This window comes from Lentzea terrae (assembly GCF_003265345.1).
Lineage (GTDB): Bacteria > Actinomycetota > Actinomycetes > Mycobacteriales > Pseudonocardiaceae > Lentzea > Lentzea terrae.
Genome location: NZ_QFWW01000026.1, coordinates 288,670 through 302,722, shown reverse-complemented (window position 1 = coordinate 302,722; position 14,053 = coordinate 288,670). Strand labels below are relative to the sequence as shown.

The 14,053-nt window shown below is 68.0% G+C and carries 16 protein-coding genes; 3 read left to right on the top strand and 13 right to left on the bottom strand.

The features are described 5' to 3' along the window. Positions 1–61 precede the first annotated feature (61 nt). The 5 genes from DI276_RS33030 to DI276_RS33010 are packed head-to-tail and all read right to left on the bottom strand — an operon-like array spanning position 62 to position 3,645. Positions 62–523 (bottom strand): hypothetical protein, encoded by a 462-nt coding sequence (locus DI276_RS33030; RefSeq protein WP_112270677.1) that lies wholly within the window; start codon positions 521–523, stop codon positions 62–64. Next, positions 517–1,746, bottom strand: a complete 1,230-nt coding sequence (locus DI276_RS33025; protein ID WP_112270675.1) for a DUF58 domain-containing protein — start codon at positions 1,744–1,746, stop codon at positions 517–519. The genes DI276_RS33030 and DI276_RS33025 overlap by 7 nt, the downstream gene beginning before the upstream one ends. Then, on the bottom strand, positions 1,743–2,699 hold the full coding sequence (locus tag DI276_RS33020) for an AAA family ATPase (RefSeq protein WP_232837078.1): 957 nt from the start codon (positions 2,697–2,699) through the stop codon (positions 1,743–1,745). Before DI276_RS33020 ends, DI276_RS33025 begins: the two co-directional genes overlap by 4 nt. Continuing rightward, on the bottom strand, positions 2,696–3,046 hold the full coding sequence (locus DI276_RS33015; RefSeq protein WP_112270673.1) for a hypothetical protein: 351 nt from the start codon (positions 3,044–3,046) through the stop codon (positions 2,696–2,698). The genes DI276_RS33020 and DI276_RS33015 overlap by 4 nt, the downstream gene beginning before the upstream one ends. After that, a complete protein-coding gene (locus DI276_RS33010) occupies positions 3,043–3,645 on the bottom strand; it encodes a DUF4129 domain-containing protein (protein WP_157985086.1) in 603 nt (200 codons plus the stop codon). The genes DI276_RS33015 and DI276_RS33010 overlap by 4 nt, the downstream gene beginning before the upstream one ends. Positions 3,646–3,704: 59 nt before the next feature. Between DI276_RS33010 and DI276_RS33005 the strand changes: the two genes are divergently transcribed. Continuing rightward, positions 3,705–4,727 (top strand): toll/interleukin-1 receptor domain-containing protein, encoded by a 1,023-nt coding sequence (locus tag DI276_RS33005; protein ID WP_112270669.1) that lies wholly within the window; start codon positions 3,705–3,707, stop codon positions 4,725–4,727. Here DI276_RS33005 and DI276_RS33000 read toward each other — a convergent pair. Further along, the gene (locus DI276_RS33000) at positions 4,711–5,334 is read right to left on the bottom strand and encodes a uracil-DNA glycosylase (RefSeq protein ID WP_232837122.1); all 624 of its coding nucleotides are present in this window, start codon (positions 5,332–5,334) and stop codon (positions 4,711–4,713) included. The two genes, DI276_RS33005 and DI276_RS33000, sit on opposite strands and share 17 nt — an antisense overlap. Before the next feature lie 30 nt (positions 5,335–5,364). Here DI276_RS33000 and DI276_RS32995 point away from each other — a divergent pair, with 30 nt between their 5' ends. Both DI276_RS32995 and DI276_RS32990 read left to right on the top strand, forming a co-directional pair. Continuing rightward, positions 5,365–6,825 carry a S10 family peptidase gene (locus DI276_RS32995; protein ID WP_112270667.1) on the top strand — a complete coding sequence of 487 codons (1,461 nt, stop codon included), beginning with the start codon at positions 5,365–5,367 and terminating at the stop codon, positions 6,823–6,825. Beyond that, positions 6,822–7,250, top strand: a complete 429-nt coding sequence (locus tag DI276_RS32990; RefSeq protein ID WP_112270665.1) for a GNAT family N-acetyltransferase — start codon at positions 6,822–6,824, stop codon at positions 7,248–7,250. Before DI276_RS32995 ends, DI276_RS32990 begins: the two co-directional genes overlap by 4 nt. A gap of 59 nt (positions 7,251–7,309) precedes the next feature. On the opposite strand, the gene DI276_RS32985 is transcribed toward DI276_RS32990, so the two are convergent. The 7 genes from DI276_RS32985 to DI276_RS32955 form a co-directional block, all read right to left on the bottom strand. Then, the gene (locus tag DI276_RS32985) at positions 7,310–8,095 is read right to left on the bottom strand and encodes a DUF6338 family protein (protein WP_112270663.1); all 786 of its coding nucleotides are present in this window, start codon (positions 8,093–8,095) and stop codon (positions 7,310–7,312) included. Next, positions 8,095–8,286, bottom strand: a complete 192-nt coding sequence (locus DI276_RS32980) for a hypothetical protein (RefSeq protein ID WP_112270661.1) — start codon at positions 8,284–8,286, stop codon at positions 8,095–8,097. Before DI276_RS32980 ends, DI276_RS32985 begins: the two co-directional genes overlap by 1 nt. A 118-nt stretch (positions 8,287–8,404) precedes the next feature. Beyond that, positions 8,405–9,400 (bottom strand): ABC transporter ATP-binding protein, encoded by a 996-nt coding sequence (locus DI276_RS32975; RefSeq protein WP_112270659.1) that lies wholly within the window; start codon positions 9,398–9,400, stop codon positions 8,405–8,407. Then, positions 9,393–10,379, bottom strand: coding sequence for an ABC transporter ATP-binding protein (locus DI276_RS32970; protein WP_112270657.1), 987 nt, complete (start codon positions 10,377–10,379; stop codon positions 9,393–9,395). Before DI276_RS32970 ends, DI276_RS32975 begins: the two co-directional genes overlap by 8 nt. Positions 10,380–10,388: 9 nt before the next feature. Next, the gene (locus DI276_RS32965; RefSeq protein ID WP_112270655.1) at positions 10,389–11,363 is read right to left on the bottom strand and encodes an ABC transporter permease; all 975 of its coding nucleotides are present in this window, start codon (positions 11,361–11,363) and stop codon (positions 10,389–10,391) included. Beyond that, complete coding sequence (locus DI276_RS32960) at positions 11,356–12,285, bottom strand: ABC transporter permease (protein WP_112270653.1); 930 nt, start codon at positions 12,283–12,285, stop codon at positions 11,356–11,358. The genes DI276_RS32965 and DI276_RS32960 overlap by 8 nt, the downstream gene beginning before the upstream one ends. 121 nt (positions 12,286–12,406) lie before the next feature. After that, positions 12,407–14,026, bottom strand: coding sequence for a peptide ABC transporter substrate-binding protein (locus DI276_RS32955; RefSeq protein ID WP_112270651.1), 1,620 nt, complete (start codon positions 14,024–14,026; stop codon positions 12,407–12,409). Positions 14,027–14,053 lie beyond the last annotated feature (27 nt).

Here is a 14,053-nt window from a genome sequence, read left to right as displayed (position 1 = left end):
ACCATCGCGACTGACCTGCGCCTTGAGCGAGATTTGAGGAGTTCTCGCTGAGAGGAGCGATTCAGATCCTCAGCGCCACGACCGCGATCACGACCGTCAGAGAGCCTAGTCCGAGCAGCTCGACGAGTCCGAAGTCAGGCCCTGATGGGATGAACGTGGCGAACGTCGCGACAAGGAAAGAGATCGCCTGGACAATGGCGAACCGGCGTGCTGGTGCTTTCAGCGCAGCGAGCTCGATTTTCGTTTTCACCGGAACGACCGCCGCGAGTGCGGACGTCACGTGAATCAGGTGCAGCGCCGGGATCATGAGCCACACGCCCAGCCGCAACGGGTGCCCCTCGCCGAACGCCATCGCGAGCGCCGCGTAGCCGATGAGCAACGCCGGACCCGCGCTGCCCGGCATCAGCACGGAGATGATCGTCAGCACCGCCACGATGATCAGCGGTGCGATCGTGTCGGACTCCAGGTGCAGGATCAGCGCCACGGGCACCGCCGCGAGCAGGATCGCCAGTCGCATCAGCATTGCCGTGTCACCGCCACCCCGTGCTGCGCCATGCGCGCCAGCCGCAGCCGGTGCTCCGCCGCGATCAGTTCGGCGGCGACCTCGCCCCACAGCGTCTCCTGGTCGGGTTTCAGCGGCAACGGCAGCGTGTTGATCGCCAGTACGACGTGACCGTGTTTGCGCGTCTGCACGGCCAGCTCGGCGATCTCGTCGTCGAGGAACGGCGACAGCAGCACGACCACGCTTCCGTGCGGCAGCTTGCGCAACGCCACGCGCGACGCCCACCCGGCGGCCTGCACGCACACGACGAGCTGCGTGCGGATCCGCATCAGGTGCCGTCGCCCGACGCCGGACCGGACGTTGAGCTGCGGCCGGCTCAGGTCCATCAACGCCACCCGGTCGCCCTGCCGCAGGTATCCCGCCGCCATCGACGCCGCCCGGCGCACCGCACGGTCCAGGCTGCCGTCCGGACGCGCCGTGGCCCCGTAATGAGGAGACGACCACGCGGCAACGTCCGCACCGACGTCCGTCCGGGTGTCGAGCGCCAGCACGATCTCCGCGTCGGCCTCGGCGTGCCGTTCGCGGACGTGCACCGTGCCGGTCCTGGTCGTCACCCGCCAGTCGATGCGCTTGAGCCGGTCACCGGGCTGGAACGCCCTGATGTCGCGCAGTTCGGTCGAGTCGCCGGCACGCGGCGAGCGGTGGATGCCCACCAGGCCGGCCGGACGCGGCGGCAGCGGCCCGGACGGGTGGTGCTCGACCGGCGGCAGGATCGTGCGCACGTGCTCAACGCCGACGATCGGGCCGTAGACGTGCATGCCGTCCGGTCCGGCAAACAAATGATCAAGGCGAAGATCCACGCCAGGACCCCACGCGTCGCGCCGGATCTCCACCGGCAGGTCGGGCGAGTGCGCGGGGACCGCTTTGACGCCACCCGGCAGCTTGATCACCGCGATCTCCGCGTCGGCGCCGTCGACCTGCGCGACCGTGTGCACGACACCCGCGCCCGCTCCTCGCGGCACCGGCCGGACGCTGACCGTCGGCTTGCCGTGCGGCTTGTGCGTCAAAAGCACCGAAAGGACCAGCGGCACGCCGAACAGCACCATCTCGACCTGGTGCAGGAACATCCCGGCGACGACGAGCCCGACACCCAGCCAGACGGCGCGCGAGTACGCGTCCGTGGCGTGCCAGTGCGCGCCGTGCGACTGGGCGAACGCCTCCCTGATCTTGTCCGCTCTGCTCATGAGCTGGGCGGGCCGGGAACCTTGCCGAGCAGGTCGGTGACCACCTGCACCCCGCTCACGCCGGACGTCCACGTCTCCGGCTTCAGCACGAGCCGGTGCGAGAGCACGGCGACCGCACACTCCTTGACGTCCTCAGGCGTCACGTAATCACGTCCGTCCAAAGTGGCCAAGGCGCGAGCGACGAGCACGAGAGCCTGCGCACCTCGCGGCGACGCACCGACCTCCACCGACGGGTGCTGCCGCGTCGCAACGGCCAGATCGACGCAGTACCGCAGTAGATCATCGTCCACTGTGGTCTGTTCGAGCTCCTGCTGCAGCTCGGCGAGACGGCCGGCGGCCAGCACCGGCGATACCTCGGTCTCCTCCTGCTGCCGCGCGATCCGGCGGCGCAGCACCTCGACCTCTTCCTCCGCTGGCGGATAACCGATGTCGAGCCGCACCAGGAACCGGTCGAGCTGCGCCTCCGGCAACGGGTAGGTGCCCTCGTACTCGACCGGGTTCGAGGTCGCCAGCACGTGGAACGGCCTCGGCAACGGGAAGGTGCGCCCCTCGACCGTGACCTGCCGCTCCTGCATGGCTTCCAGCAGCGCGGACTGCGTCTTGGGCGGCGTCCGGTTGATCTCGTCGGCCAGCAGCAGCCCGGTGAACACGGGTCCCTGGTGGAAGTCGAACTCGCGGCTGCCGGGGTCGTAGAGGAACGATCCGGTGACGTCCGCCGGCAACAGGTCCGGTGTGCACTGCAGGCGGCGGAAGTCGAGGCTGAGCGCCTGCGCGAGCGACCGCGCGATCAGCGTCTTGCCCAGCCCCGGCACGTCCTCCAGCAGCACGTGCCCGCCCGCGAGCACGGCCGCCAAAGCGAGCCGCACGGTCCGCGTGCGCCCCACGACGACCTTGCCGATCTCGTCGAGAACGGCCTTGGCCTCCCGAGACACGAAATCTGGGCGAATGCTCACTCAACCCTCCTGAGCCGTTCGGCGAGTTCTTCCGGGGCGGGCAGTTCGGATGCGTCGATCCCCAGTCGTTGCAGCCGGGCGCGGAACCGTTCCTGGTAGCGCCGCGGGTTCTCCGCCGCCTCCGCCAGCCGGGACGCGAGCGTGCTGGCGTGCGCGGTGCTGATCGAGCCGGGCGCCGGCGGGTCGGCACTCCACACGATGTCCGTCGCGCGCGGCAGCCTCGTGATCAGCACACCGAACGCGGTCGGTGGCACGGCCAGCGCCGTCGCCCAGAACGGATCGGCGCCCAGCAGCCAGATGGCGACCCCGATGATCACCCCGACGCCCAGTGCCAGTGCGGTTCTCATGCGAGCTCCCGGACGATGCGGCTCAGTTCCCGTTGCGCCTGTTGAGCTTGCTCGGCCGTCACTTCCTCGTGCCCGAACCGCGCGCGTTGGTAGAGGTTCTTGAGCACGGTGGCGTCCACGCCGAGCTTCTCGGTGAACTCGGTGGGCGTCTGGTGCGGCTTGCGGGGCTCGGCCTCCTCCAGCGCGAGCCAGGCCGCGATCACGGCGTCGCGCGGCGGCCGGTGCGGGTGGGCGGTGAACTCCTGCAACGCCTTCTCCACTCGCCGGATCGCCGGCACGGACGCGTCGACGTCGAACTCCTCGATCTCCACGCCGCGCACGCCACGACGACGGCGCCAGCGCGGCACTTCGAGGGCGAGGATGATGCCGACCAGTCCGAAGAGGACCAGACCGACCAGGATCAGCAGGAAGAACGTGAACGGCACGGCCACGACGTGCGGCAGCTCCTGCGGGAGCGGTACGTCCAGCGACGGTTCGCGGTTCTGCGGCGGCGGGCGGTCGTTCAGCCGGTTGACGAGCGTGACCGGCGACGAACCGCTGGCCGCGACGACGACGATCAGCAGCGCCGCCACCGCAACCCCGGCCCGCCACCACTTCATGTGAGCCAGCCTGACACGGAACGCCACCGTTGGGATGATCCTTTGGCTAACTTACGAGTGTGGCGGCCGACGTCTTCATCAACTACCGCGGTGCGGACTCCAACTACGCCGCCCGGCTGCTGTACGACAGGCTGCAGCCGCTGTTCGGGCAGCAGGTGTTCTTCGACGAGAAGAGCATCCAGCCCGGTGATGACTACGTGCTCGAACTGCTCCGCAATGTGCGCGAGTCGAAGGTGCTGCTCGCGGTGATCGGCCCGAACTGGCTGGCCAGGGACTCGGACGGGATGCGTCGGATCGACGACGAGAGGGACTGGATCCGGCGCGAGCTCGCCACCGCCTACGAGTGCGGGGTGCGGGTGATCCCGGTGTTCACCGAGGGGGCAAACCCGGAGGACCTCGTCGACCTGCCGCGGGACATCTCGAGGCTGCGCACCGCCCAGGGCCTGCGGCTGCCGCTTCATCATGCCGACGACGACCTCGCCAAGATCTGCTCCACGGTCGCCAAGCACGTCTCGGCTCGGCGCCGGAGGCGCGTCGCGCTCGCGCTGGTGCTGGCGGCGTTGCTGCTGATCGGCTTGGGTGTCGGGCTGTCGTTCTGGTTCCGCGGTGACGGTCAGCAGCCCACTTCCTCAGGCTCGACGACATCCGGCCCCACTACGTCCCGTACGACTTCAGCGGAGACCACGACCACGACCACGTCTTCGTCCTCACCTCCCGACGAACCCCAGGTCTGGTGGGAGGGCAACCTGACGCTGGACGGCGAGGCGTTCCAGCTGGCCTACACGCTGGACACGTCCCCGCCCACCCGGCAGCCGGCGGGCGACATCGGCCTGGTGTGCCAGCTCAGCTGCGCCGCCAACGAGATCGCCGGCACCGAGTTCGTCGAGTGGTCCAAGCCGGGGCTGCCGGACCGTCAGCAGTGCGTGGACCTGCTGAACCGCAACCCCGGCCAGCGGTCCCTGAGCGTGAAGCAGGGCACCAAGGGGTGCTTCGGCACCGCAGAGCACCGGGTCGGGCGCCTGGAGGTCGACAAGATCAGCGGGCCGGGGAAGATGACGATCGGCGTCAGGGTGTGGAAATAGCCCGCCTGAGCACGTCCTGGAGCATCTCCTGGGTGAGCTTGCCGGTGTAGGTGTTGTGCGGCGACACGTGGTAGCACCCGAACACCCGCAGCCCGCCGATCTCCACCTCCACCCCGTGCCCGAACTTCGGCCGCTCCGGCCCCAGCAACGGCAGGAACGCCTTCCAGCCGAACCCGCCGAGGACCACCACCGACCGCAGGTTCTTCAGCAGCCCGAGCTCCTCGCGCAGGAACGGCGAGCACCGGTCCCGTTCCTCTGGCGTCGGCTTGTTCTCCGGTGGCGCGCACCGCACGGGCGATGCCATCCGCACGCCGCGGAGCTCCATGCCGTCGTCCCGCGCCCAGGCGTGCGGCTGGGAGGCGAGCCCCACCTCGTACAGCGCCCGGTAGAGGAAGTCCCCGGACGGATCGCCGGTGAACATCCGTCCGGTCCGGTTCCCGCCGTGTGCGGCCGGGGCGAGGCCCACGATCAGCAGCGAAGCGTCCATGGGGCCGAAGCCCGGTACCGGTTTGCCCCAGTAGTCCCAGTCCTGGAAGGCGGCACGTTTCACGGACGCCACGGACTCGCGCCACGCGACGAGGCGCGGGCACGCTCGGCAGGCCGTAATTCGATCGTCGAGTTCCGTAGTGTTGCTCCCATGTCCGAGGAGAAGACCGCAGAGAAGCCCGAGCCTCCTGCTGATGACCTGGTCACCACCCAGCACAGCATCACCGTCAAGGGCCGCGAGCTGAACTACACCGCCACCGCCGGGCGTGTCGTGCTCAAAGAAGAAGTGCTCAAGGACGGCGTGTTCGAGGGCCACAAGCCCAAGGCCGAGGTGTTCATCACGACCTACACGCTCGACGGCGCCGACCCGTTGAAGAGGCCGGTGACGTTCGCGTTCAACGGCGGGCCCGGCTCCGCGAGCCTCTGGCTGCACATGGGCGTCCTCGGACCGCGCCGCGTGCTGAGCGGCGACGTCGGCAACCTGACCGCGCCGCCGTACGGGCTCGCGGACAACGAGGAGTCGCTGCTCTCCGAGAGCGACCTCGTGTTCATCGACCCGGTGTCGACCGGGTTCTCGCGGGCCGCGCAGGGCGAGAAGCCCGCCAGCTACCACGGCTACCAGCCCGACATCGACTCCATCGCCGAGATCATCCGGCTGTGGACGTCGCGCAACGGCCGGTGGATGTCGCCGAAGTTCATCTGCGGCGAGTCGTACGGCACCCTGCGCGCCGCCGGTCTGGCCGAGCACCTGCAGAAGAAGCACGGCATGTACGTCAACGGGCTCATGCTGATCTCCTCGGTGCTGGACTTCGCCACGTTGGAGTTCAACGAGGGCCACGACCTCGGCTACACGCTCTTCCTGCCCACGTACGCGGCCATCGCGCACTACCACGGCCTGCACGGCGACCGGCCGCTCAAGGAGGTGCTCGCGGAGGCCGAGGAGTTCGCCTCGCGCGACTACCCCTACGCGCTGGCCCGCGGCAACCGGCTCTCGGACGTCGAGCGGGCCGCGACGATCGAGAAGATCGCACGGCTGACCGGTCTGTCCGAGGAGTACGTCGACGCGGTCGACCTGCGCATCGAGCACATCCGATTCTTCACCGAGCTGCTGCGTCGCGACCGCAAGACCGTGGGCCGCCTCGACGGCCGCTTCACCGGGTGGGACAAGGACTACGGGCGCGAGGAGATCTCCGCCGACCCGTCCATCGACGCGATCCTCGGCCCGTACTCGGCGGCGATCAACCACTACCTGCACGCCGAGCTCGGCTACTCCAACGACCTGCCGTACGAGACCCTCGCCTGGTCGGCCATCGAGAAGTGGTCGTACAAGGAGTTCGAGGGCCGCCACGTCACCACGGCCGGCAAGCTCTCGGCGGCGATGCGCGCGAACCCGCACCTGAAGGTCCACGTCGCGTTCGGCTGGTACGACGGCGCCACGCCGTACTTCGCGGCCGAGCACCTGATCGCGCACCTGCAGATCCCGAAGGAGCTCACCGCGAACATCGAGTCGGCCTACTACCCGGCGGGCCACATGATGTACGTGCACGAGCCCTCGCGCCTGCAGCAGTCCGAGGACCTGGCGGCGTTCGTGCGGAACTCGTCCAACACGTGATCCTGGACCTGTCCGACGACACCGTCCTGCACGAGCTGTGGACGGTGCAGCGGCTGGCTTATGCCGTCGAGGCCGAGATCATCGGCTTCGACGGCATTCCGCCGCTGCACGAGTCGCCTGCGGAACTCCGGGCGTGCGGCGAGACGTTCCTCGGGCTGTACGACCCCGAGGGACTCGTCGGCGCGGTGTCGTACCAGCTCGACGGGTCCACTGTGGACATCTGCCGGTTGGTCGTGCATCCGCGGGCGCATCGCCGTGGCATCGCGACGAAGCTGCTCGACGCGCTGCCGGACGGTCCGCAGACCGTCAGCACCGGCGCGAAGAACGAGCCGGCGTTGCGGCTGTACCGCAAGCGCGGGTTCGTGGAGGTCGGCGAGCGCGAGGTGGCGCCCGGCGTGTCACTCACGGACCTCGCCAAGCAGTGATCGTTCTCGACGGCTCCGGCAGGTCGAGCATCGCCGTCCGCGCGAGTGCGCGCTGGCGATCAAGGAGTTTCTGGGGCGGGCACCTGCGCGACGGGCGTTCGACCTGCTGCGTCTGCGGAGACCTCACGAGGTGGGCGCCGAGCCGAGTCGACCCGTTCGCCCGACTCGGCGTCGAGGTACTGCACGCGCAGAAACCTGATGCGCGAGCCGGGGATGACCACCCGTTCCCAGTCCTGCCCGATGACCGTGACCTTCTTCTCGTCGCCACCGGACACCGGCTCGCCGACGTAGGTCATCTTGACGCCTTCCAGCACGATCTCGCGGGTGTCCGGGTCGCCGGCCGCGTCGTAGGAGCGCAGGAAGCCGAAGAACGAGTTGCCGTCCTCCAGCATCACGTGCACCCAGCACGACGTGTTCGGTGGACGGTCCTCCCGGAACACCCTGACCCACGCCGACTGCTTGCCCAGCGAGCGCGGCTGGCGTCGCCTGCGGGCCAGCACGGTGTCGAACGCCACCGCCAGCGCACACGCCAGCACCAGCTCCGCGACCGCGCTGTACGCGACCAGCGCCACGTTCTGCTTCACGTAGTCGGGCTTGGCGACCAGCGCCGTCAGGTCGACGAACAGCCGCCAGCCGAACCATTTCGCGGCGGCGGCGTGCACGCCGAGCAGGATCGCGGTCGACGCCACGGTGAAGGCGAGGCTGCTGAGCGCGACGCGCGACGCCTCGCGGAAGACCGTCTCCTTGGGGCCCGCTCGCCGCTGTTCCCTCAGGAGCTCGAAGACGATGCCGGGCGCGACCAGGGCGAGGAACGAGGCCAGTGCCCCGATCGTCTGCGGCACCACTAGTCGATGCTGCCGGACACGGGAGGCGGCTGCAGACGCTCCGAGTCGTGGAACGAGGGCGGGTGGCCGAACTGCTGCCCTGGAACCAGACGGGGGTCCACGTCCTGCTCGTCGTAGTCGTGCTCCCACGGAGTTTCGGGCGGGAAGTTCGGAGGAGGTGGAGGGATGACACCGTCATCAGGCTCGGACATGCCTGCTCCCCGGATAGATCGTCAACGCCGGAACCAAGCTAGCACCGACGCGCTCACCCGCGTTCGAGAACGGTAGAGGGGCCGCGCCCGCAGGCACGACCCCTCTACCGGGTGAAACTCAGACGACCGCGCGCTCCTCGGCGAAGTGGCACGCCGCGGGGTGGCCCCCGTTGCGCGGCACCAGCTCCGGCACCTCGGTCGCGCAGATGTCCTGCGCCTTCCAGCACCGCGTGCGGAACCGGCAGCCCGACGGCGGGTCGATCGGCGACGGCACGTCACCCGTCAGGCGGATGACGTCACGCCGGCCGCGCTGGGTCGGGTCCGGCACCGGCACCGCGGACAGCAGGGCCTGCGTGTACGGGTGCATCGGGCGCTCGTAGATGTCGTCCTCGGTGCCGATCTCCACGATCTTGCCGAGGTACATCACCGCGACGCGGTCGGACAGGTGGCGCACCACCGACAGGTCGTGCGCGATGAACACGTACGACAGACCCATTTCGCTCTGCAGGTCGCCCAGCAGGTTCATCACCTGCGCCTGGATCGACACGTCCAGCGCGGACACCGGCTCGTCGCACACGATCACCTTGGGCTTCAACGCGAGCGCGCGGGCGATGCCGATGCGCTGGCGCTGGCCGCCGGAGAACTGGTGCGGGTACCGGTTGATGTGCTCCGGGTTCAGGCCGACGATCTCCAGGAGCTCCTGGACCTTGCGCCGCCGGTCGCCCTTCGGCGCCACCTCGGTGTGGATCTCGTACGGCTCGCCGACGATGTCGCCGACCGTCATGCGCGGGTTCAGCGACGTGTACGGGTCCTGCAGCACGATCTGGATGTCGCGGCGCAGCTTGCGCAGCTCCGCGCCCTTCATCGCGAACATGTCGCGGCCCTCGAAGCGCGCCATGCCCGACGTCGGCGGTTCCAGGCGCATCAGCACCTGGGCCAACGTGGACTTGCCGCAGCCCGACTCGCCCACGACGCCGAGGGTTTCGCCCTTCTGCAGCGAGAAGGAGACGCCGTCGACGGCCTTGACGTGGCCCACGGTGCGCTTGAACAGCACGCCGACGCGGACCGGGAAGTGCTTGACGAGGTTCTCGACCTCGAGGATTGGCTCAGCCACGAGCGACAACCTCCTCCGCGATGTGGCACCGGCTGGTGCGGCCCATGCCGAGGTTGTGCACTGCGGGCACCTCGGAGACGCACCGGTCGAACGCGCGCGGGCAGCGCGGGTTGAACGGGCAGCCGGGCGGGATGTTGGTGAGCGACGGCGGCAGGCCCTTGATCGTCTTGAGCTCCTGGCCCTTCTGGTCCAGGCGCGGCAACGACTCGAGCAGCGACTCGGTGTACGGGTGGCCCGGCGCGCGGAACAGCTCGTACACGTCGGCGTGCTCGACGATGCGGCCCGCGTACATGACCGAGATCCGGTCCGCGACGTCGGCGACCACGCCGAGGTCGTGGGTGATCAGGATCATGCCCATGTCGCGTTCCTTCTGGATCTCCGCCAGCAGGTCCATGATCTGGGCCTGCACGGTGACGTCCAGCGCGGTCGTGGGCTCGTCCGCGATAAGCAGCTCCGGGTCGAGCGCCAGCGACATCGCGATCATCGCGCGCTGCCGCATACCGCCGGAGAACTGGTGCGGGTAGTCCGAGATGCGGCCCTTCGCGTTCGGGATCTTGACCTGGTCGAGGAGCTCGACCGCGCGCTTGCGAGCGTCCGCTTTGGACATCCCGCGGCGGACCTTCAGCTGCTCCTCGATCTGGAACCCGACCGTGAACACGGGGTTCAGCGCGGACAGCGCGTCCTGGAAGATCATGGCGATACCCTCGCCACGAACCTCACGCCGATCGTCCGCCGACTTGGTCAGCAGGTCCTCACCACGGAACTTGATCGTGCCCTTGGTGATGAACGCGGGCGGCATGTCCAGGATGCCCATGATCGTCTGCGCGGTCACGGACTTGCCGGAGCCGGATTCACCCAGCACCGCAAGGGTTTCACCCGCCGAGACTTGGTACGAAACGCCGTTGAGCACCTTCGCGACACCGTCACGGGTGCGGAATTCCACGTGGAGATCCTCGACCTCCAGCAATGGCTGAGTCACGAGATCTCCCTATCGGGACTTGGGGTCGAGTGCGTCGCGCACGGCGTCGCCGAGCATGACGAAGGCCAGCACGGTGATCGTGACGAAGCCTGCGGGGAACAGCAGCATGTGCGGTGCCGACTGGAAGTAGTCGCGGGACTCCGAGATCATCACGCCCCACGACACGACCGGCGGACGCAGGCCGATGCCGAGGAACGCCAGCGTCGCCTCTGCACCGATGAAGGCACCCAGGGCGATCGTCGCGTACACCATCACCGGCGCGACCGTGTTGGGCAGCAGGTGCCGGAACACGATCCGCAGCGGCGAGGCACCCAGGCCACGCGCTGCCTTGACGTAGTCCTGCTGCTTCGCCACCAGCGTCGCGGAACGCATGATGCGCATCGCGACCGGCCACGACAGCACCGCGATCGAGAGCACCACCTGCGTGACGATCCGGACGACGCCGGGGTTCTCCGAAGGCGCGTTCAGCGTCGTCAGGATGACGATCGCGCCGAGCACGAACGGAATGCCGGCGAAGATGTCGGCGAACCGGGACAACAGGCTGTCGAGCCACGTCTTCGCGTAGCCGGCGACAATGCCGACGAACGAGCCGATCAGCACGGTCAGCAGCGTGGCGAAGATGCCCACCAGCAACGACGCGCGGGCGCCGTGCATCGCGCGGGCGTAGACGTCGTAGCCCTGCAGGTCGTACCCGAACCACGCGTCGCCGGACGGCGACTGGAGCGACTTGTCGAGGTCGGCGTGGCGCGGGTCGACCGACGTGAACAGCGTCGGCCAGATCGCCATCAGCACGATGACCGCGATGATCACCAGCGACACGATGAACGTAGGCTTGCGGCGCAGCTCGCCCCACGCGTCACTCCACAGGGAGCGCGGCCTGCGCTGCTTCTGCGACGAGTCGTCGACGTGGCTGAGCTGGTCGACACCGGCCGCCGCGGACGCCTCGAGTCCGGTGCCGCCGGACACGGATCCTGGGTCACTCATAGCGAATCCTCGGGTCGAGAACGGCGTACAGGAGGTCGACGAGCAGGCTCGCCAGCAGGTAGACCAGCACCAGCAGGGTCACGATGCCCGTGACCATGACGCCTTCCTTCTCCTGGATGCCGCGGAAGATCAGGCCACCGATGCCGTTGATGTTGAAGACGCCCTCGGTGACGATCGCGCCACCCATGAGGCTACCGAGGTCGGTGCCGAGGAACGTGATCACCGGGATCAGCGAGTTGCGCAGCAGGTGGATGCCGACGACGCGGGTCTGCGGCTGGCCCTTGGCGATGGCCGTGCGCACGTAGTCGGCGCGCCGGTTCTCGACGATGCTCGTACGGGTCAGCCTGGCCACGTACGCCATCGAAAGGCTGCCGAGCACGAAGCCGGGCAGGATCAGCTCACCGATCGTCGGATCGGAGCTGACCGAGGTGTCCATGATGTCGAAGCCCTGCGGGCCGAGGTAGAGGCGCAGGACGAAACCGGTGACGAACACCGGCAGCGAGATCAGGAACAGGGTCGAGACCAGGACCAGGTTGTCCAGGAAGCCCTGCTTGCGCAGACCGGTGAGGATGCCGGCGGTGATGCCGATGATGGCCTCGATGATCAACGCGATGATGCCCATCTTGAGCGTGATCGGCCACGAGGTGGCGATCTGCTCACCGACGGACACGCCGTTGAAGGTGGTGCCGAAGTCCCCGACGAGCAGGTTGCCGAGGTACTTGAAGTACTGGATCAGCAACGGGTCGTTGAGGTTGAGCTTCTGGCTCATCTCGGCGATGTAGGCCGGGTCACACGGCCGCTGACCGCACTTGCCCGCGAAGGGGTCCTGCGGAATCGCCCAGACCAGGGCGTAGATCAGAAAAGTGGTCCCGAGGAAGACCGGTATCAGCTGCAGCAGACGGCGCAGCACATAGCGACCCATTAGGTCGGCTCCTTGCGTGGTGGGGGCGCCCCTGAGCCTGGACACCGCTCCGGCCCCACGCCCGTGATCGCTCGACGGACGCAGGGCCGGACGGGTCAGTCAGTACTCAGGTGTTCGGCAATCAGGCCTTGACGCGGAACGACTCGAGCACACCCTGGCGCTTGAACGACATCTTGGCGGCGGTCAGGTTCTTCGAACGACCACCGATGCCCTTCTCGTTCCAGGTCGGCATGGACGGCATGTCCTTGGCGATGAGGTCCTCGGCCTGCTGGTAGAGCTTGATCGCCTCGTCCTCGTTGGCCGTCTCGTCGGCCTTCTTCAGCAGCGCGTCGACCGCGGGGTTCGAGTAGTTCGAGTCGTTGGACGAACCACCCGTGCGGTACAGCGGGTTGAGGAAGTTCTCGATCGACGGGTAGTCGGCCGACCAGTCCGAACGGCTCATGCCGGTCAGCTGCTTGCCGTCGACGATCTGGCGGAACGCACCGAAGTTGGTGGCACCGACGAACTCGCACTCAACACCCAGCGTCTGCTTGATGCTGTTGCACGCGGCCTCGAGCGGCTCCTTGCGGCCACCGTCCTGGTTGGACTGGATGGTCAGCTTGCCGGTGAAACCCGACTCCTGGAACAGCTGCTTGGCCTTCTCCGGGTTGAACTTGCAGTACTCACCGCAGGTGTCCGGACGGTAGCCCTTGATGCCGGGCGAGACGTAGCTGGTGGACGGCACGTACGAGCCGGCCAGCACGGTCTTGGTGATCTGCTCCCGGTTGATGGCCATCGAGACGGCCTGGCGCAGCTTCAGGTTCTTGAACGCCGGGATGTACTGCGGGAACGCGATCGCGCTCTGACCCAGCAGGTTCGCGTTCACGACCTGCTCGCCCAGGTCGGCCTTGTACTTCTCGCCGACCTTGGCCGACGGGGGCAGGGCCTCCATGAAGTCCAGCTTGCCCGCGACCAGGTCCTGGTACGCGGTCTCCTGGGAGGAGTAGATCTTGTAGTCCAAGGTCTTGAAGTGGACCTTGTCCTCGCCCTTGTAGTCGTCGAAGCGCTCCATCTTGATCAGCGCGTTCGGCGTGCGGGAGACGAACTTGAGCGGGCCGTTGCCGATCGGCTTGGCCTCGGCGGCCTTCGGGTCCGCGAAGAACGAGTCGGCCATCGGCGCGAACGGCGTGTAGCCGATCATCGCGGTGAAGACCGAGGTCGGACCGTTCAGGGTGACCTTGAACTCGTAGTCGCCCACGAGCTCGAGGCCGGACATCTTGTCCTTGGCCGGCTTGGCGTTCTCGTCGGCCGGGTGGACGTCCTCGAAGCCCGCGATCGGGGCGAAGAACGACGCAGCCTGCTGGCCGTTCGGCGCGTACGCGGCGTAGTTCCAGGCGTCGACGAAGTTCTTCGCCTTGACCTCGGTGCCGTCGTGGAACTTCCAGCCCTGCTTGATCTTGATGTTGTAGACCTTGGCGTCACTCGAGGTGATCGACTCGGCCATCAAGTTGTAGGGCGCGCCGTCTTCCGGCTTGTAGCCGACCAGACGCGAGAACAGCGAGTCGGTGACCTTGCCACCGCCGGCCTCGGTCGTGTTGGCCGGGAACAGGGTGCTCTTGGGCTCGGTGCCGTAGATGGACACCGTGCCGTCCGGGTTCTCCTTGCCCGCGGAGGTGTTCGAACCGCCACCGCCGCCGCATGCGCTGAGCGTCATGGCCAGCGCGGCTGGCAATGCCACCCACGCAACCAGTGATCGCGACATCAGTCTCTCCCGCCTTTCCCCGGCGTC